A 17,643-nucleotide genomic window follows, 5' to 3' on the forward strand; every position below is an offset into this window, starting at 1 on the left:
CAGCGCCGGCACCTGGGCTTGGAAAACACCCGCCGGTTTAAAGCCGCTGCACTCACCACCCCGTCAAAAACCGTTCTCGTCGGCGACAGTTCCGAATTCTTCATCAACGTGTCCACCGCCTGGACCGTGGACACCTCGCACCTCGACGGCTACGGAAACGGCGCGCCCAAGCGTCACGGCGCCAGCGCCAATTACCTGTTCGCCGACGGCCACGTGGAAAGCCTGACGCCTGAAGCCGCCATCATCGTCGCGGCCTTCAGAAACTGACCCGCAGGGTCACTTTAGCTCGCCCACGATCGTGAACTCCTCACGGTCGTGGTAGAGATGACGCACGCGGATATTCGTCGCGCAACGCGAGAACACCGAGTCCGGCGAACGCACATCGCGTAACAACGCCAGCGGGTCCACTCGACCGAATTTCAAAATAATCACAAAACGCCGGCACCAACCGCGTTCCAACCACGGCTGTATCAGGTTCTCCATGACGTGATGCGGCTCCTCGACGAGGTCGCAGAACATCCAGTCGAACACTTGGTCCGGCGCCGGACGGAACGTAAACGCGTCCTCCATGCGGTGCTCGATCTTGTAGTTGTTATACGCGCCGCCCTTGAGCGGACCATTGTCCACCGCGACGATCTTCGCTCCGCGCTTGGACGCACTGTAACTCCACCCACCCGGCGCCGCACCGAGATCGGCGACCGTCTCCTCAAACCCAGGCTCACGCCCGAGCACGATGTAAGCCTCTTCGATTTTCAGATAAGAACGCGACGGAGCCTGTTCGTCGTCAGCCATGCGGCGCTGTCCGCCGAAGAATGCCTCGCGCGAAACATACGCCCGCTTAAAATCCACGAAGAACACATACAACCCTCGCAGTTGGGCCACACCGCGCGGCTTGTCCGCCACCGCCAGCCTGGCGACCCGGCTCATGCGCTTCTTGAGGTTTTCCTGAACCATCTTTTCAACACCTTTCACGCGACGACCGAGGCCGTCCATCTCGGCGGCTTCTTCAAAGAGAAACGGCCACTCGCCCTCAAAACGCTCGGTCTTGGCCGACGCCAGAAATTGTTCCGTGATCTTCGCCGCGAGCGCATTCACCGAATCCGCCGCAATCTCCACCGGATCAAACAGGGCCATCTGCGGAAAGCACAGATCGGGCAGCTCGGTCTTCGGGCCACCTTCCGTCCGCACCCAACCCGCGCCTTGTTCCACCGGTGAAAAACCATGCGTGCTCAGCTCGCCGGCGAGCAGGTCCGTGAATCCGGGTTGGCAGGTAAAAATCATTGGAGCCGCAGCGTGCCGCGCGTGCCACGACGCGGCGAGAAATTTTACTTCACAGTCGATTCGCTCAACCGCTCCCAATCAGTTCCGGTGTTGAGCATCCCTGAAAGTTAATTAGTCGTAGTATATCTGATTAGCGGTCCGCCCCAAATTCACTCCAAAAAAACACCCATGAAAACACTCCGTCTCTCCCTCGCCCTGATCGTCGCCTCGTTCGCCTTCGCCAACCTCGTTCGCTCCGAAGAAACGAAACCTGCAGGCAAGCCCGCCAAGTGCTGCGAAAAAGCCGCCGCCGAAGGCAAGAGCTGCACGCATGGTTGCTGCGCGGCCAATGCCAAGGATGACAAAAACTGCGAGAAATGCGGCGGCAAAAACGAGGCGAAAGCCGAGAAGGCCATGTAATCCAGGCCTTGGCACCACGCCATCGGTTTCAACATCAACCGCGCCTCTTTTCCGGCGCGGTTTTTTCATGTCCGAATCCCTGCAAGTCCCAATCCTCCAAACCCCATCAAGCGCAGTTACCACACAAACCGGTTTGTAACTTAATAGGTTACAAACCGGTTTGGACGCAAACGCCGCCTACCCATTCCGCTCGCGGCCGGTTCGCATTCTCGTGTGCACACGTTTCAAGGTAGTTCACACGCGCCGCCCGCGCATGCGACGATGTCTTTCAGGCTGGTTTCATCGGTGTGCTCCCGGAGCTTCGTGTAGTCTACCGGCCGCGGGCGCAGCGCGTTCCAGCGGGCGATGTCGGCATCCGTCATGACCTCCTCGCGCGGAGCCTGTGCGTAGGCTTTGTCACCCGCATCTTGAAGCAGCGAAACTCCCGTGAAGAGCGTGCGGTTGGCCCAGATGAAATCCGCCACCGCCGCCCACTCGTCGGCGCGCACCGTGCAGGTGTTCGACACGTTATGATGCAGCCCCGCGCTGCGCGACAAGGGATCACCGCCGGGAATCACCCAGGCTTGCTGCACGAGCATCACGAGTTGGAGGAATTGGAGCGCGTTCAAATCCTTGCGCAGAATTGCCCCTTCCGGCGCCGACACGGGGAACGTGATCACATCATCCGTCTGCGGACTATACACGGAGGGCTCGGTCATCTGCGCGTTGATAGACTTGAAGAACGCGTAAATCGGTTCCTTGCGATTCGCCTGCACCCGACGGAAATACTGACGCGCGTGATGCGGGTGAATCCCCGACGCCGCATCGAGCAACAACGAAGCCGTGCCCTCCGGTTTGCACGTCGTGATCTTCGCGGCGTGCTTGATGCCGAGCACTTCCGCCACGAAACGATTGGTCGCACGGCAGAGGTTGGCGCCTTTGCGCAGAATCTCGGGATCAAAGAGGACGTTGGGATTATCCATGAATCCACAGATCGACACCCCCAGCAGCGCATCATGTTCGTTGATGAGGCGCGTCACCGGTCCGAGATACGGCATGTCGGTGTAGGCGGCCTGCAACGTGCCGATGGTCGTCGCGGCGATGCACGCTTCATAAAAACGCTCAGGCGTGGTCGCGGCGCGTCCGTTGATCGTCGTGAGATTGCAGTGCTGGAAACCCGAGAGGCGCGCCATGCCGGGCAGGTCGCCCTTGTAGCCCCAGGCAAAAAGCTTCGAGAGTTCCTCACCCGAAAGTTCCCAATCGATGACCGGCAGCAGGTTGATCTCGGCGCACGGATTGCAACCCGCCTCGGGATGGTCACAGAAAAAGAATCCGGGCTCGCCGAATTCCTTCTGCGCTTTGAAGAGCCGGTGGAAGTGCACGGCGTTGTCCTCGTCGCGCGCGAGCGCCGCGGAGTTGTTCGAGGCGGAGCGCTGCGGGTTGGTCTCAAACCAGTTGCCCGTCTTCGCATCCATCATCTCCTCATCGTCGGGCGAGAAGAGACAGATTGTCGCCGAACGACGGATACCGCCCGCGAGCACGGCCTTCGCCGTGAACATGTTGATGTCGTAAACCTCGATGGGCCGTAGCGAGCGTCCCGTAGCTCCGTCCAGGATGGCTTCGATGCGAATGAGCGCCTGCTTAAGCGGAAGATGCCCGGGCGCCTTGCCGCCGGAGGTGCGCAGGTGGGCTCCGCGCGGGCGGATGGCGGCGTAGCTGAACTCGATTTTTTTGCCTTCGTAGAATGACTGGAAAAGCGCGTGCAACGCATCGGCCCAGCCTTCGATGGTGTCCATAACATGAAAATGCCACACCGGCAGATCGTGCGCCGACGCGCGTGCGGGCAGCGGCGGCAAGAGCGCGATGTGATGCTTCTGCACGGAGAATCCGACGCCGCAGCCGCTCAGCAGCAGGAAAAAATACTCACGAAAAAACTCCACGCGATCCACGTTGGAGAAGCTGCAATTGAACATGCGGCTGTTGTTCGAGAGGATCGCTTCGCCGCCGAACTGCATCGACCGCATACTGGGCAACACGCGCTTCGCGGTCACATCGGCGAACACACTTTCGATCACGTCACCGAGCGGGCGTGCGCTGAGCATTTTCTCGAGTAGCGTGGCATTGTCGCCAGCCAGCGCGACAAGCGACGTCGGTAGCTTGGCCGGAAAACGTTTGTCCAGTTTCGCGGAGAAAAATGACTGGTGCATTTCCATCACGCGCTCGACGCCTTCGGCGAACGTTTCACGGCGCCCCAAGTCGGCGCGGTGACGCGAGTATTTGGCCATCGCTATGTAATCGGCGAGACCGCTCTCGTTGTAAGTCGCAAGGCGCGTGAGCGCGCGACGTTCGCGATAAAGCATGTAGGCACGCGCGACTTCCCAATGGCCGGCGCCGGCGATGGATTTCTCCACGGAATCCTGCACTTGCTCGATGGTCGGATGCAGACCCTGGCGGTAGTAAAGTTCGAGCATCTGCGAAACCGCCTCGGCGATTTTCGTGGCTTCGATAAAGCGGTCGCTGTCCAGGCCGAAGCACGCGAGCATGTCGTCGCGATAGGGATTTGCGTCGTTTTCCGTATGAACTTCGCGAAACGCGAGTGCGATGGCCCGGGTGACTTTGTTTTGGTCGTAGCGAACGCGGGAACCGTCGCGCTTGATGACCTCGCGATCAGCGGCGGCGATGTGACGCTGGAGGACTTGCGAACCGTGGCGCGGTTTAATGGCAGCGTGCGGGGACAGTGGGGAACGAGACGCGGAATTCATGGGGATGCGGACGGACGGAACAGGTTTGAAATATACACAGAAAACGCAGGAGTGCGGCTTCCGATGGATTTATGCTCCCTGCGTGCAGGCCTCGGTTTTACCGAAATAAAACGACTGCGGCCGGGACATGAGTCACGAGACATTCCATTAACCGGCCGGTCAAACTACCGCATCCCCCATATCCCGGTTATTACCCGATGTTCTGAACCGGTTCAGAACATCGATCTGCTGTTTCCGCTAACAATGCTCAGCCACAAAAAAAGCGCACCGAAGTGCGCTTTTGGAAATGAAGAGCGGGCTGATCAAAGCCGTTGCAGGTGGAAACCGCCGTCCACATCGAACGCCGTGCCGGTCGTGAACGGGAAGCGGTCCTCGGCGATCGCGCGCACGGCACGACCGATGTCCTCCGGCTTGCCCCAGCGGCGGATGGGCGTGATCCCGCGTTCATCCTGCAAGATGAGCTTGTCGTATTTTTCCTTCACGGCACCGGTCATGTCGGTGGCGATCACACCCGGGCGGATTTCGTAAACGTTGATGCCATCGTTGGCCAAACGGTCGGCGAAGAGTTTCGTCATCATCGCAAGGCCGGCCTTCACCATGCAGTAGTCGCCGCGATTGATCGACGCCGTGTAAACCGAGATCGAGGTGATGTTCACAATACGGCCGCGGAAACCTTCCTCATCCGTCCCCTGCGAGAGCATCTGCTTGGCGACGAGTTGCGTGAGAAAATACGGTCCCTTGAGGTTGATGTTGAACAGGCGGTCAAAACTCTCCTCACCGGCGTCGAGCAAGTCGGCGCGCACTTTTGGAGCCACACCGGCGTTGTTCACCAAAAGATCGATGCGCCCAAACTGCTGCACGGTTTCCGCCACCAGCCGCTCGCGATCCGCCGCCACGGAAACGTCGCCTTGCACGATGAAACCTTCGCCGCCCGCACCCTTCACGAGCTCAAGCGCCTCGGCCGCCGCTTCGGCGTTGCCGGCATAATTGATCGCCACGCGATAACCTGCGCGGGCGAGCTCGATGGCGATACCACGGCCGATGCCGCGCGATGCTCCCGTAACGAGTGCGGATTTTTTAATCATGAGATCAGGCAACGCAGCGCGTGCTTTCGCGGCAAAAGCAAAACCACGTCCCGACAGCACATTCCCGCCAAACGCTAGCACGAATCCGGAACCCAACGGGCTGAGGCGTAATTAAAATCAGCGGCGAACCGATCGCCCAAACCTCTGTCCATCGTTGCGGATAGATTATCCACACAACCCTGATTCCTATTACCATATTATGAAAACGTCCCTACTGCTTCCCCTGCCCTTGATCGCTCTTTTCTTCGCCGGCTGCTCGAAGAACCACGATGCAAACGATACCACTCCGGCCCATTCACCCACGCTTTCCGAGCGCGCTGATTCCGCCGCAGAGAAAACCAAGGATGCAGCCGTCGATGCCAAGGATGCCGTTGCCGCCAAGCTTACCGAATGGAAACTCACCCCGTCCGACATCAAGTCCGACCTCGAAAAGTCCGGCCGCGTGGTGCGTGAGAAAACCCTCGCTGCTGGCGAGAAGGTCGGCGGAGCCCTCGACAACGCCCGCATCGTCACCGTCATCAACGGCAAGTTCGTCGCCGACAGCAATCTCTCCGCCCTCAAGATCAACGTCGATGCCGACAACGGTATCGTCACCCTCACCGGCGAAGTTGCCACGCTTGATCTGGTCGGTCGCGCCGTCGCCGTCGCTCTCAATACCGATGGCGTCTCCCAAGTTATCGCCCTCTTGAAGGTCGAAAGCGCCGAAGTCGTCGTCCCCGCCGCCGACAAGATGTAATCACTGTCGATTACCTTACGTTCCTTAAAGAAGGCCGCCTTTGGGCGGCCTTCTTTTTTTGTGAATGCACCGCACACACACAGACACTCACGTCTGCCGTTCATTATTAAGCACACACGTGGCAGCCCGCTGGCAGTGGCGCGTCAGACAACGTAAATGTGCGCTCACCGCAGTTCTAAAAAACGCGCGAGTTCCTTCAGCGCCACATTCGCCGCCTTCGTATATCCGCGTTTCACTTCGCGAGAGACGGCCTGCAGTTTCCCCGCCTTGCGATCCGCCTTCGGATCGACGTGACCCACCAGCGCATCGCCCGACAGCAAGGGCAGCGCGTAGTAGCCGCGTCTGCGCCGCAACGGTGACGTATATACCTCCCAGGTGTAATCGAAACCCCACAGCGCCCGCGTCACCGTGCGGTCGTAAATCAACGGGTCCAACGGTGCCAGCAGTCGCGCGCTGGCCGCACCCGCAGACGTGATTCCGCCCGCAGCACGTTCAATCAACTCCGCATCAGATCTGAGCGCATACAACAGCGGCGCGCCCTCGACCCGAATCGGTTGCACGAGGTCCGCCACGTGCGCGAGTTCACCGCGCTTGAGCGGGGTAAGTCTGCGCTGACGGAGCTTCAGCAACGTCTCCCAGCGCGCAACTTCGTCCGGAGAGGCCGCGCCTTGGCGCAACACCGCAGCCGGCAACACCCGCTCCGGCAGGTCGTAAAGCCGCCGCCCCGCCTCGCGCCTCGCGATTAAAATGCGTCCGTGGAAAAAGAGCTTTTGCAACGTGGCTTTCACCAGCGTCGCTGTTCCCCACGTGCGCACGCCTGCACGCGGATCATCGATCATATCCGATCCCAGCGGACCCCGTGCCGACAACTCCGCCAGCAAACGCGGCGCCAGTTCCGCCTCGCGCGCCGTAAGTTTCCCCGACCACGCGCCCGCCCGCCGCGATCGCGCCCGCATCGCCACCTGCAGGTAGGGCCACGCGGAGTTTTCCAACACCACCAAAATTCCCGTCGAAGGCAGATGATGTTCGAACGCCGTCCGCTGCTCCGCCGCCAGTGACGCGGATTCTCCGTGCACAAATCGCAATAGATCACCTTCGCGATACTCGCTGAGTCGCGAACGCAAAATCAGATCATGCATGCGCCCGCAGACATTGATCGGATCGATCTGCACATACCCATGATGCGCCAGCACGCCCGCGATCGATGCATGCGCCTCGACCAGCCCGAGTGCGTGCAACGCAAACCAGCGCGCATGCCCGGGGCTCAACTTAATCGGCTCGGGCAGCAGAGTCTTCATCCGGCAAACAACTCCACCAGTCCCGTGCGAAAGCTCACCGCGATGGCGTTGAAATGATTGCACTCGGGGAACCGCGCACCGCTCACCGTGAGTTCACGCACCGGCCGCGCCGCGAGTTGTGCCTCCAGCAAATCCAGGTCGCCCGTCATCGACTGCGAGTCCTTCAAACCCACGCTCAAAAAGAGCCTCGCGGGCAACGCCTCATCCCTGTCCTGCAACACTACCAACGGTGCCAACACCGCGCGTTCGCCCCACCAGATCGATGGCGACGCCGCCAGCACGCGGTTAAAGAACGGCTGCGGCTTGAACAGCGCATGCAGCGCCAGCAACCCGCTCAGCGAATACCCCGCGATGCCGCGAATCTCCGGATGCACCGGATAACGCCGCGCCAATTCCGTCCACACCGTGCCCGTTAAAAACTCCAGAAACGCATCCGCCCCGCCCGCATCCGGCGCTTCCGTGATCGCCACCGGCGTGTAGTCGCGCGAACGCTTGTTGCCCGGCTTCCCATAGCTCGCGCCATAACCGATTCCGACCAGCAACAACGGCGGCAACGCGTGGGTCTTGGCAACCACCTTACGCGCTTTGCACAAGTCCGCAAATTGATCGTCGCCATCCAGACACAGCACCGTGATCCACGGCTCGCCCGCATCCGGTTTGGAGCCTTCCGGCAGATCAACGTAGATCGCGTAATCCGTCCCCAATCCAGAAAGATGAAACGCGGCAGGCACCGGTGACTTCGACATACATCTAAAGGAGCACGCCGCGCATGAAGGTCAAATCCCCCGCCTTGCGCCCTTCCCGCGCATTCCCACATTGAACGCACCATGTCCGCCGACTCCCTTTCATCCGCGCCCGTCCCGCCCATTCCCGTTCATCCCGCCGGCCCGCTCCCCGGCCGCTACCGCCACTACAAGGGCAAGGAATACCTCGTTCTCGGCGTCGCCCGCCATTCCGAGACCGAGGAGGAACTCGTCACCTATCGGCTTCTCTACGGCGACTACGGGCTCTGGGTCCGCCCGCGCGCCATGTTCCTCGAAACCATCGAAATCGACGGACGCATCCAGCCGCGTTTCGCCTACGTCGGCGCCGAATAACTTTCGCTCGCGGCCATTACTCCTCGACGCATCCCGCCTCGGTCGCAAAGTCGTTCTGCGTATGTCCGGCCTCCCCCGCTTTCTTTCCCTCTCGCTGCTCTTTGCTTTCACCGGACTCGTCGGCTGCCGCTCCACGTCTCCGGCCCCCCTGCCCACGCCCGCCAGCACCCTTCCCAGACCCGCGTTAGCACCTGCCCCCGCCCCGCAGCCTGTCGTGTATCCCGTCATGCTCGGCATCGATGTGCTGGAGGCGACCGGCTTCCGCGCCATTGCCGGTAAAAAGGTCGGACTGCTCACCCATCCCGCCGGCGTCAACCGTCGCGGCGAAAGCACCATCGATGTTCTCCGCCGCGCGCCTAACGCCCGCCTCGTCGCCCTCTTCGCCCCCGAGCACAGCCTCAGCGGCGACGTGAAGGCCTCCGTCAATTTCGAGGACGTCATCGATCCGCGCACCAAGCTGCCCGTCTATTCGCTGCACGGCAAAAACCGTAAACCCACCCCCTCCCAGCTCAAGGGCCTCGATGCTCTCGTCATCGATCTGCAGGACATCGGCGTGCGCAGCTACACTTACAACGTGGTCATGCGCTACGCGATCGAGGCATGTTTCGAAAACGGCGTCGAGGTCATCGTTCTCGACCGCCCCAACCCCCTCGGCGGCTTCAAGGTCGACGGTCCCATCCTTGATCGCGAATGGTTCAGCGGCGTCGGTGCTTACCAGATGCCTTACGTCCACGGTCTCACCATGGCCGAGATCGCCCGCCTCGCCGCCAGCGAACCCGGCATTCTCGCCGTTCCTGAATCTGTCCGCCGCAAGGGCCGCATCACCCTCGTTCCGATGCGCGGCTGGAAGCGTTCGATGCGTTGGCCCGATACCGGCCTGAAGTTTATTCCGACCTCGCCGCTCGTCCGCGATTTCCCCGCCGTGATGGGCTACGCCATGATCGGCCTCGGCTGCGAATACAGCGGTTTCAAACACGGCGTCGGCACGAGTTTCCCTTTCCGCGGACTCACCTTCAAGGGCGTGACCGCCGACCGCCTTATTCGCGATCTCAAGGCTTTGAACATCGCCGGTCTTTCCTATCGCAAGATCACTGTGCCCGATGCCGCCGGCAAACCCAAGGAGGGCGTCTACGTCGACGTTTCCGACTGGCAGGCGTGGCGTCCGACCGAGCTCAGCTTTGAACTCATGCGCCTCGCCTGTCGCTACGATCCGCCCAACCCGTTTCTCAAAGTCACTTCGGTGCAGGCGCGCAGCTTCAACATCCACGTCGGCTCCACCGCGTGGTGGACCGCTCTCAAGCGCGACGGCGCCAACGTGAACGTCGAGGCCAACATCGCCGCCTGGCGCAATCAGGCCCTCTCCTACCAGCAGTTGACGCGGAAATACTGGCTCTACAACTAAGCCTCGGTTCGCCAAAAAAATTCGTAACCAGCAGGAGCGAATAGCCTCTGGTGAGTAGCACGCCTGCTACCTCTTTTTATATCCACTCGTTACCCGTCACGACCGACTCGTTACTTTTCTCCATCTATGAATCGCAAACTTCGTTACGGCATGATCGGCGGCGGACGCGGTGCCTTCATCGGCGCCGTCCATCGCATCGCCGCCTCCCTCGATAACCAGGCCGAGCTCGTCGCCGGCGCGTTCTCCTCCGACGCCGAGCGTTCCAAGGCTTCCGGTGCCGACTTGTTCCTCGATCCGGCGCGTGTCTACGGCTCCTACGCCGAGATGGCCAAGCTCGAGAGCCGCAAGCCCGCCGGCGAACGCCTCGACTTCGTCGTCATCGTCACACCCAACCACCAGCACTTCCCGCCCGCGCAGCTGTTCCTCGAAAGCGGCTTCAACGTCGTCTGCGACAAGCCCGTCACCTTCAACCTCAAGGAAGCGGTCACCCTGCGCAAAATCATCGCGAAGACCAAAAAGGTTTTTGTCCTTACCCATAATTACACCGGCAACGCCATGGTGAAACAGGCGCGCCATCTCGTGAGCACCGGTGCGCTTGGCGATATCCGCAAGGTCGTCGTCGAATATCCGCAAGGCTGGCTGTCCACCGCCCTTGAGAAGACCGACCAAAAACAAGCCGCCTGGCGCACCGACCCCAAGCGCAGCGGAGCCGCCGGCTCGATGGGCGACATCGGCACTCACGCCGAAAACCTCGCCCACTACGTCACGGGTCTGAAAATCGACTCTCTCTGCGCCGACCTCACCGCCTTCGTGAAAGGCCGCGCCCTCGACGACGACGGCAACATTCTCCTCCGCTTCAAAGGCGGCGCCAAAGGCATCCTCCACGCCTCGCAAATCTGCGTCGGCGAAGAGAACAACCTTAGCCTCCGCGTTTACGGCACCAAGGCCGGACTCGAATGGAAGCAGGAGCACCCCAACCAGCTCGTCGTCAAATACGCCGACAAACCCACCGAAGTCTGGGGCCGCGCCCAAGGCTACAACGCCCCCGCCGCCAACTCCGCTACGCGCACCCCGCCCGGTCATCCAGAAGGTTATCTCGAAGCGTTTGCCAACATTTACCGCGAAGCCTTCCGCGCCATCTCCGCCGAAGTATCCGGCTTGCGCCAGCCCAAGGATCTCGACTTCCCGACCATCGAAGACGGCATCGAAGGCATGGCTTTCATCGAGACCGTCGTGAAGTCTTCCAAGCTCGGCGCCAAGTGGGTCAAGTTTCCCAACCCGTAATCCTCTTCAATCAAGCCAGCAGGCATGTCGGCGGGCTTTTGTTATCATTTCAAATGCGCAGGCTCCGCGTCATCGCCTTCTTCATCTTCGCAACGCTTGTCCCGCTCTCGGGACAACCAGACCCGACCGAACGCGTTTCCCACCTGCCAGAGGCAAACCCCTACCGGGCCGTCGCCCTGCGCTGGCTTTCTCTACCCGAGAGTGACCGCGAGGTGCTCTCTAACTGGCTGTCGCCCGACGCCTCCAAAGAAAATGCCTCCGCACCGCTCGACGCATCACATCAGGTGATCGCACGCGCCCTGGCCAACGACCTCGCCGCCGCCTCAAAAATCGGCGCCTCTCAATCCGAACTCTGGCCACCCAAGCAAGACCCCAAAAATCCGGATAATCCCTTCCATCTCTTAATCCCCGATGTCGGTGCCATGCTCGATCTAGCGCGAATCACGACCAAAGTTGCCGACACTTCGCCGGCCGCCGACGCCATTCCGCTCTACGCCGCGACCGCCCGTTTTGGTCGCGACATTCGCTCCGGTGCCACACTCATTCAGGGTCTGACCGGCGTTGCCATCGAAGGAATCGCCTCCGCCGGGACGGCCCGCCGTCTCACCGCGTTCTCACCGCAAGAACTCGAATTGCTCTCCTCCACTTGGCGCCAGCTCCCTCAACCAGCCGGCATCGAACACGCCCTGCAATCAGAGCGAAATGTATTTTTTATACCCCTGCTCGAGCGGATCATCCTGCCGGGATTACTCGCCCTCCAAGCGGAGGGCATCGACACACTTGATGCCTCCTCGGGCTCCGCAGTCTCGCCTGCGCTCAAAAACCTCCGCCTCAGCGGACTGATCGACGCTGATGGTGAGCAGCTCATCCATCTCGAAAACATTGCCACCGGACACTCGTTCTCCGTCACCAACAAACGATCCGCCGAAGGCGTGAAATTGATCCGCTTCGACGCCAAATCAGGGCGCGCCTGGATGCGCATAAATGGCACGCCCGCCGTGCTCGACCTCCAGTCGAAACAATTCGTATCAGCACGCGACGATATCGCCCGGTTGCGAAAATTCCTCGGCGAAGACCTGGGGAATGAGCCGCCGTCAAAGACTCCTGAATGGGTGCGTCGCGCCCTCGCCCATCCCGACGGGCCCGAAGGCTATGCGATCGATCTGATTGAAGAATACGACCGGCGCATGGCCGAACAGGTCCTCAGTGCCCAACAAAGTAAAAAGCCTCAACCCGTGACGCCCGCCCCATCCACCGATCCTCTGCTTGCCATGATCATGCCCACAATCAGTCAGGTCGCGCGCACCCTGAACGCCGCCTCACTGCAACCCACCTTGCTTGAGGCTGCCATCCGCCACCGTCTCGGCCAGTCCGGTGCCACTCCTCCCGACCCATGGGGGCTAAAAGGCTCCGCCGAGACGACCGCGCCTTTTGCGTTCGAAAAAACACCCGATGGCGGTTTCCTGCTCCGCTCCGCTTACGAGAACCGCAGCGGTGAACCTTACACCTACAAATTCGGCGCGCCCGACGCTGGCGTTCAGCGAAAGCCCAGCTCTGCCCAATAATGCTCCGCGCGTGAGGACCGATGCAGAATAAACCATCTCAACACCTCCTGGAATTATACGCGTAACGCTGCGGTCAACGCCGCCATCCACCGGCGAAGCTCGGCGCCAAATGGGTCAAGTTTCCCAATCCGTAATCCCCGCCCTGCCCACAAACACAAAAAAGCCCCGGCCACTTAGCCTGGGCTTTTTCGCGCCGGATGCTTAAGCGCGTTTGCTCAACACGGCCTTCTCGTAGGCCTTCACTTCGCCGATCCACGCCGCGCCCACCGGGGCGTTCTCACGGCGGCAGAACTCGTCCCAGACTTCACCGAAGGGCAGCGTCTTGAGTTCTTCCATCAGCGCGAGGCGCGTCGTGTTGTCCCCCGCCGCTTCGGCCGCGCGCAGTTGCTTCGCCGGCTCGAGCAGTGCGAGCAGCAGCGCCTTCTGCGCCGAGCGCGTCCCGATCGTCCACGCCGCGATGCGATTGATGCTCGCATCAAAGAAATCCAACCCGATAGCCGTGCGCGGCAGATACTCACCACGCACCAGCTCCTCGAAAATCGCCTTTGTAGGATCATCGAGCGTCACCACATGGTCGCTGTCCCAACGCACGCCGCGGCTCACGTGCAGCAGCACGCCCGGAACGTATTGCATCACCGCTGAAATCTTGTCCGCGATCGTCTCCGTCGGGTGAAAGTGTCCGGCATCCAGACAGAGCCATTTCTGACGCGTGACCGCATACCCCATATAGAACTCATGCGAACCGACCACGTAGCTTTCAGAGCCGATGCCAAACAGCTTGCACTCCACCGCGTCCACGTTGTGCGACTCATCGATCTTCTCCGCAAAAATCGTGTCGAGCGACGATGCCAGCCTCTCACGCGGCGCCTTCCGGTCGGCGGGCAGATCCTTCTGGCCGTCCGGTATCCACACATTGGTGACAGCACGCGAACCGAGCTGCTTGCCCGCGGCCTCAGCGATCTTGCGACACGCTATGCCGTGTGAGATCCAGTAATCGCGCACCGCCTTGTCGGCGCTGCTCAGCGTGAATCCGTCGTTCGCCAGCGGATGCGAAAAATAGCTCGGGTTAAAATCCATGCCCCACGCCTGCGCCTTGCACCAGTCGATCCACGACTGGAAATGCTCCACGCCATAATCGCTGCGCTCCACCTTCTTGCCTCCAAGGTCTGCATACAGCGCGTGAAGGTTCAGTCGTTTTTTCCCGGGGATGAGCTTTGCCGCCTGCTCCAGATCCGCACGCAGCTCGACAATCGTGCGCGCCTTGCCCGGATAGTTGCCGGTCGCCTGAATGCCGCCGCCGGAAAGTCCGGCGCCCGGTTTTTCAAAGCCTCCGACATCGTCCCCTTGCCAGCAATGCAACGAAATCGGCGTCGCCGCCAACGTGGCCAGAACGCTTTCAACATCCACGCCCAGCGCGGCGTAACGGTCACGGGCCTCGGCAAAAAACGAAGTGCTCATAATATACAGAATGATACGGGGGTTTGATCGGGGTTTAGCGTCTCATATTAGACCTATTTTAGCGTCTTGTGAATGCACCCAATGACTCTTTTCATATAGAAATTGAGCCATCCTGAAACTCACTTCTCTCGTTACCTTCCGCGCCCTCGTGAAGCGGATATCTGGGGCGTTGCGGTAACGGGTGGCGGCCGACTTAAAAGCCCTCCGTCCGCCCCGTATCCACCTGCGGGTCACCCCGCCGATCACGCTTTTTCCTGGGATCACGGTCGCGTCCTCGGGGCCTGGCAATGGGTGGCTATCACCGCTGGTCGCGGTTGGTTTGAATCCGCCCGCCAACCGCTCACCTCCGTTTCCAAAGGCGATCTGCTGCTACTCTTCCCCGACGAATGGCACCGCTATCGCCCCGACCCTGAAACCGGCTGGACCGAACTCTGGTTGGAGTTGCAAGGGCCCGCACTCGAGCGCCTCCAATCCGCCGGGATTCTTTCGCCCGATCAACCCGTGCAATCTTTCACCGGCACTTCGGCCGAATCGCTCCTCACGCGATTGCACGCACGGCTGCGCGAAAACGAATCCGGCTTTGATCCCGAACTCACCGGCTGGGCGTGGCAACTGCTCACCCAACTCGACACCGTCCGCCGGCAAGTCAACGCACCCGAAAGCGATATCGCACGGGCCATTCGCCGTGCCGAAGTCCTGCTCGCTGAACGCCTCGAAAATCCACCCGCCATGCCCGCCCTCGCCCGTGAACTCGGAGTGGCCTATTCATATTTTCGTCGTGAATTCGCGAAGCAAACCGGCCTCGCTCCGCACGCCTACCTGCTCCGCCTCCGCTTGGAAAAAGCCCGTCGTCTCCTCGGCAACGGCACCGCACCATTGAAAGACATTGCCGCGCAACTCGGCTTCAGTTCGCCCTATCACCTCTCTGCCGCTTTCAAGCAGGCGTTCGGCACGTCACCAGCCCACTGGCGCCGCCGGCCGGTTAAAACATCCAGTTAGACAAAGGCGCCGGGATTTGACGCCTGCCACTTTCCCCCGTCACCGTATCCACTCCATGAACCCCGCATCCCCTCGCTCGTTGGCACGACTCAGCGGCCTGATTCTCGCCGTTGTCCTGCTCACTCCTTCTCTTTTTTCCGCTGAGCGCGAATCGCTCAAACTCCTTGCGATCGGCAACAGCTTTTCCGACGATGCCACCCGACTCCTCCCACAAGTCGTCAAGGCCGCCGGCAAAGAGCTCATCATCGGCCGCGCCAGCATCGGCGGTTGCCCGCTCGAACGCCACGCGCGCCACCTTAAAGAAGCCGAATCCGGCAATCCCAACGGTCACGCTTACAAGGGCGCCACCGACCCCAAGACCGGAGAGAAGCGCGACATGTCACTCCCCGAATTACTCTCCGCTCAAGCCTGGGATGTCGTCACTATCCAGCAATGGAGCCAATTGAGTTTTAAGCCCGAGACCTTTCAGCCCTTCGCCGACGAACTCATCGCCGCCATCCATAAATACGCGCCCACCGCCGAGATCGTCGTCCATCAAACCTGGGCCTACCGCGAAGATCACGACTGGTTCAAAAAAGACGACGGCTTCACCCCCGCCAAGATGTATACCGGCCTGACCTCGACCTACAAAAATTTCGCCGACGGCAAAGGCTTCCGTGTCCTCCCCGTGGGCGATGCCCTGAACCTCGCCCGCCAGACCCCGCGCTGGACCTACGTCACGGATCCGAATTTCGACTTCAAAAATCCTCCCGCCGGCCAGCTGCCCGATCAGCGCACCAGCCTGAACATCGGCTGGCATTGGAAGAAAAACAAAGCAGGCGCCACCGCCTTCACGCTCGACGCCATCCACTGCAACCCCGCCGGCCAATACCTCGGTGCCAACGTCTGGTATTCGATACTCTATCAGACCGACACGCTACCCGATTCCTACGCGCCCATCGGCATGACCGCCGAAGACGCCGCCGATCTCCGCGCCCACGCCCTCACCGCCGTCAAAGCCGAGCGCGCCCGCGAAGCCGCGCTGCACCCCGTCGTCGCCAAATAATCTCAGCCTTCCGCCTTAACCGCCACCGTTCCATCGGCGAACTCCGCCGCCAGCCGCTGTCCTTTTTGGACCGCGGCTTTTTTCTGCACCGGCTTCCCGTCCGCATCGCGCATGATCACGAACCCGCGATTCAAGACCGATGCCGGACTCGCCGCCTGCAAGCGTTTCCACAACGCCAGCAACCGCTGCGACTCCGACTCCACGCGCCGCTGCGGCGAACGCTCGCGCAACAACGACCGCACCTCGCTCAACCGTTGTCTCCTCGTCTGCACCGTCGCACTCAGCGCCCCGCTCAACCGGTTCGCCAAATCATCCAGCCGTAAAAACCCACGCTCCACCTGTGCCGATGGTGCCAACAAACGCAGCCGCGACCGCGCATGATCCAGACGATCGGCCGCTGACTCCAACGCCGCATCGACATGGTGATTCAAATCCTCATCTAACCGCGCCGCGCGCTCCGTCGCCGCGACGAAGCCGCTTGAGATCAACTCCGCCGCCGCACTCGGCGTCTCCGCGCGCACGTCCGCCGCGAAGTCACCGAGAGTAAAATCAATCTCGTGCCCCACCGCCGAAATAATCGGCAACCGGCACGCCGCCACCGCCCGCACCAGCGGCTCCTCGTTGAATGCCCACAAGTCTTCCAGCGAACCGCCGCCGCGCCCGATCACCAGCAAATCAAAACGCACCCCGCACGCCGCCTCATCCTGGGCGAGCTGCAACATCTCGATTATCTCCGCCGCCGCGCCATCACCCTGCACCTTGGCCGGTAGCACGACGACCCGCCCTCGCCAGCCACGACGAATCAATATCCGCAAAAAATCCTGCACCGCCGCGCCCGTCGGCGACGTGATAAAGCCCACCGTCTGCGGCATCGCCGGAATCGCCACTTTGTTTTCCGCCGCGAACAGCCCTTCATCCGCCAGCCGTCGCTTCAGCGCTTCAAATTCTTTCTGCAATCGCCCCACGCCGTCCTCGATGACCGCACGCACGATCAGCTGGTAATTCCCACGCGCCTCATAAACCGAGATCTCGCCATAGACGACCACCTGCAGCCCGTCGCGGAGCTTCACATCCTGTCGCGCCGCATCCCCGCGAAACATCACGGAGGAAAGCTGCGCCCCCGCATCCTTCAGTGAAAAATAAACATGCCCGCTCGCCTGTGCCCGCAAGTTGGAGACTTCGCCCCGAACCCACCCCGGCCGAACTTGCGACTCCAGCACCGTCTTCACCCGCCGCGTGAACTCACTCACGCT

The 17,643-nt window shown here is 61.1% G+C and carries 16 protein-coding genes; 9 read left to right on the forward strand and 7 right to left on the reverse strand.

Annotated features, from left to right (window positions below; translation table 11 throughout):
• The first annotated feature begins 18 nt into the window (after nt 1-18).
• On the forward strand, nt 19-267 hold the full coding sequence (locus FPL22_RS08635) for an H-X9-DG-CTERM domain-containing protein (RefSeq protein ID WP_162525238.1): 249 nt from the start codon (nt 19-21) through the stop codon (nt 265-267).
• Nucleotides 268-276: 9 nt separating this feature from the next.
• Here the strand turns inward: FPL22_RS08635 and FPL22_RS08640 are convergent, their stop codons facing one another.
• Nucleotides 277-1,281, reverse strand: coding sequence for an SAM-dependent methyltransferase (locus tag FPL22_RS08640; RefSeq protein ID WP_144229795.1), 1,005 nt, complete (start codon nt 1,279-1,281; stop codon nt 277-279).
• A 168-nt stretch (nt 1,282-1,449) separates the two neighbouring features.
• Here FPL22_RS08640 and FPL22_RS08645 point away from each other — a divergent pair, with 168 nt between their 5' ends.
• Nucleotides 1,450-1,680, forward strand: coding sequence for a hypothetical protein (locus FPL22_RS08645; protein WP_144229797.1), 231 nt, complete (start codon nt 1,450-1,452; stop codon nt 1,678-1,680).
• Nucleotides 1,681-1,904: 224 nt separating this feature from the next.
• Here FPL22_RS08645 and FPL22_RS08650 read toward each other — a convergent pair whose 3' ends face one another.
• Together FPL22_RS08650 and FPL22_RS08655 are read right to left on the reverse strand one after the other, a co-directional pair.
• Nucleotides 1,905-4,421: an ATP cone domain-containing protein gene (locus FPL22_RS08650; protein WP_144229799.1), complete on the reverse strand. Its 2,517-nt coding sequence runs from the start codon at nt 4,419-4,421 to the stop codon at nt 1,905-1,907.
• Nucleotides 4,422-4,723: 302 nt separating this feature from the next.
• A complete protein-coding gene (locus tag FPL22_RS08655) occupies nt 4,724-5,506 on the reverse strand; it encodes a 3-ketoacyl-ACP reductase (protein ID WP_144229801.1) in 783 nt (260 codons plus the stop codon).
• Nucleotides 5,507-5,705: 199 nt separating this feature from the next.
• On the opposite strand from FPL22_RS08655, the gene FPL22_RS08660 reads away from it, so the two are divergent.
• Complete coding sequence (locus tag FPL22_RS08660) at nt 5,706-6,242, forward strand: BON domain-containing protein (RefSeq protein WP_144229805.1); 537 nt, start codon at nt 5,706-5,708, stop codon at nt 6,240-6,242.
• Between the two features lie 164 nt (nt 6,243-6,406).
• Here FPL22_RS08660 and FPL22_RS08665 read toward each other — a convergent pair whose 3' ends face one another.
• Both FPL22_RS08665 and FPL22_RS08670 read right to left on the reverse strand, forming a co-directional pair.
• Nucleotides 6,407-7,540, reverse strand: coding sequence for a DNA glycosylase AlkZ-like family protein (locus tag FPL22_RS08665; RefSeq protein ID WP_144229808.1), 1,134 nt, complete (start codon nt 7,538-7,540; stop codon nt 6,407-6,409).
• Nucleotides 7,537-8,286 (reverse strand): alpha/beta hydrolase, encoded by a 750-nt coding sequence (locus FPL22_RS08670; RefSeq protein WP_144229810.1) that lies wholly within the window; start codon nt 8,284-8,286, stop codon nt 7,537-7,539. The genes FPL22_RS08665 and FPL22_RS08670 overlap by 4 nt, the downstream gene beginning before the upstream one ends.
• An 81-nt stretch (nt 8,287-8,367) precedes the next feature.
• On the opposite strand from FPL22_RS08670, the gene FPL22_RS08675 reads away from it, so the two are divergent.
• The 4 genes from FPL22_RS08675 to FPL22_RS08690 all read left to right on the forward strand — a co-directional run bounded on the left by FPL22_RS08675 (nt 8,368) and on the right by FPL22_RS08690 (nt 12,888).
• Nucleotides 8,368-8,637 carry a DUF1653 domain-containing protein gene (locus FPL22_RS08675; protein ID WP_144229812.1) on the forward strand — a complete coding sequence of 90 codons (270 nt, stop codon included), beginning with the start codon at nt 8,368-8,370 and terminating at the stop codon, nt 8,635-8,637.
• Between the two features lie 61 nt (nt 8,638-8,698).
• The gene (locus FPL22_RS08680) at nt 8,699-10,039 is read left to right on the forward strand and encodes a DUF1343 domain-containing protein (RefSeq protein ID WP_238991350.1); all 1,341 of its coding nucleotides are present in this window, start codon (nt 8,699-8,701) and stop codon (nt 10,037-10,039) included.
• Nucleotides 10,040-10,165: 126 nt separating this feature from the next.
• On the forward strand, nt 10,166-11,323 hold the full coding sequence (locus FPL22_RS08685; RefSeq protein ID WP_144229814.1) for a Gfo/Idh/MocA family protein: 1,158 nt from the start codon (nt 10,166-10,168) through the stop codon (nt 11,321-11,323).
• Nucleotides 11,324-11,376: 53 nt separating this feature from the next.
• Nucleotides 11,377-12,888, forward strand: a complete 1,512-nt coding sequence (locus FPL22_RS08690; RefSeq protein ID WP_144229816.1) for a hypothetical protein — start codon at nt 11,377-11,379, stop codon at nt 12,886-12,888.
• A gap of 201 nt (nt 12,889-13,089) precedes the next feature.
• On the opposite strand, the gene FPL22_RS08695 is transcribed toward FPL22_RS08690, so the two are convergent.
• Complete coding sequence (locus FPL22_RS08695; RefSeq protein ID WP_144229818.1) at nt 13,090-14,346, reverse strand: L-rhamnose isomerase; 1,257 nt, start codon at nt 14,344-14,346, stop codon at nt 13,090-13,092.
• Between the two features lie 102 nt (nt 14,347-14,448).
• Here FPL22_RS08695 and FPL22_RS08700 point away from each other — a divergent pair, with 102 nt between their 5' ends.
• On the forward strand, nt 14,449-15,345 hold the full coding sequence (locus FPL22_RS08700; RefSeq protein WP_144229820.1) for an AraC family transcriptional regulator: 897 nt from the start codon (nt 14,449-14,451) through the stop codon (nt 15,343-15,345).
• A 55-nt stretch (nt 15,346-15,400) separates the two neighbouring features.
• Entirely contained in the window at nt 15,401-16,390 is a 990-nt protein-coding gene (locus FPL22_RS08705; RefSeq protein ID WP_144229822.1) for a DUF4886 domain-containing protein, read from the forward strand.
• A gap of 2 nt (nt 16,391-16,392) precedes the next feature.
• On the opposite strand, the gene xseA is transcribed toward FPL22_RS08705, so the two are convergent.
• On the reverse strand, nt 16,393-17,640 hold the full coding sequence (gene xseA, locus FPL22_RS08710; RefSeq protein ID WP_238991351.1) for an exodeoxyribonuclease VII large subunit: 1,248 nt from the start codon (nt 17,638-17,640) through the stop codon (nt 16,393-16,395).
• Nucleotides 17,641-17,643: the final 3 nt, after the last annotated feature.

It is taken from the genome of Rariglobus hedericola, assembly GCF_007559335.1.
Taxonomy (GTDB): domain Bacteria; phylum Verrucomicrobiota; class Verrucomicrobiia; order Opitutales; family Opitutaceae; genus Rariglobus; species Rariglobus hedericola.

What these genes read in the sequence shown, in the direction of transcription:
- FPL22_RS08640 (WP_144229795.1), bottom strand. Translation starts at nt 1,281, where the DNA reads ATGATTTTTACCTGCCAACCCGGATTCACGGACCTGCTCGCCGGCGAG.
- FPL22_RS08645 (WP_144229797.1), top strand. Translation starts at nt 1,450, where the DNA reads ATGAAAACACTCCGTCTCTCCCTCGCCCTGATCGTCGCCTCGTTCGCC.
- FPL22_RS08650 (WP_144229799.1), bottom strand. Translation starts at nt 4,421, where the DNA reads ATGAATTCCGCGTCTCGTTCCCCACTGTCCCCGCACGCTGCCATTAAA.
- FPL22_RS08655 (WP_144229801.1), bottom strand. Translation starts at nt 5,506, where the DNA reads ATGATTAAAAAATCCGCACTCGTTACGGGAGCATCGCGCGGCATCGGC.
- FPL22_RS08660 (WP_144229805.1), top strand. Translation starts at nt 5,706, where the DNA reads ATGAAAACGTCCCTACTGCTTCCCCTGCCCTTGATCGCTCTTTTCTTC.
- FPL22_RS08665 (WP_144229808.1), bottom strand. Translation starts at nt 7,540, where the DNA reads ATGAAGACTCTGCTGCCCGAGCCGATTAAGTTGAGCCCCGGGCATGCG.
- FPL22_RS08670 (WP_144229810.1), bottom strand. Translation starts at nt 8,286, where the DNA reads ATGTCGAAGTCACCGGTGCCTGCCGCGTTTCATCTTTCTGGATTGGGG.
- FPL22_RS08675 (WP_144229812.1), top strand. Translation starts at nt 8,368, where the DNA reads ATGTCCGCCGACTCCCTTTCATCCGCGCCCGTCCCGCCCATTCCCGTT.
- FPL22_RS08680 (WP_238991350.1), top strand. Translation starts at nt 8,699, where the DNA reads ATGTCCGGCCTCCCCCGCTTTCTTTCCCTCTCGCTGCTCTTTGCTTTC.
- FPL22_RS08685 (WP_144229814.1), top strand. Translation starts at nt 10,166, where the DNA reads ATGAATCGCAAACTTCGTTACGGCATGATCGGCGGCGGACGCGGTGCC.
- FPL22_RS08690 (WP_144229816.1), top strand. Translation starts at nt 11,377, where the DNA reads ATGCGCAGGCTCCGCGTCATCGCCTTCTTCATCTTCGCAACGCTTGTC.
- FPL22_RS08695 (WP_144229818.1), bottom strand. Translation starts at nt 14,346, where the DNA reads ATGAGCACTTCGTTTTTTGCCGAGGCCCGTGACCGTTACGCCGCGCTG.
- FPL22_RS08705 (WP_144229822.1), top strand. Translation starts at nt 15,401, where the DNA reads ATGAACCCCGCATCCCCTCGCTCGTTGGCACGACTCAGCGGCCTGATT.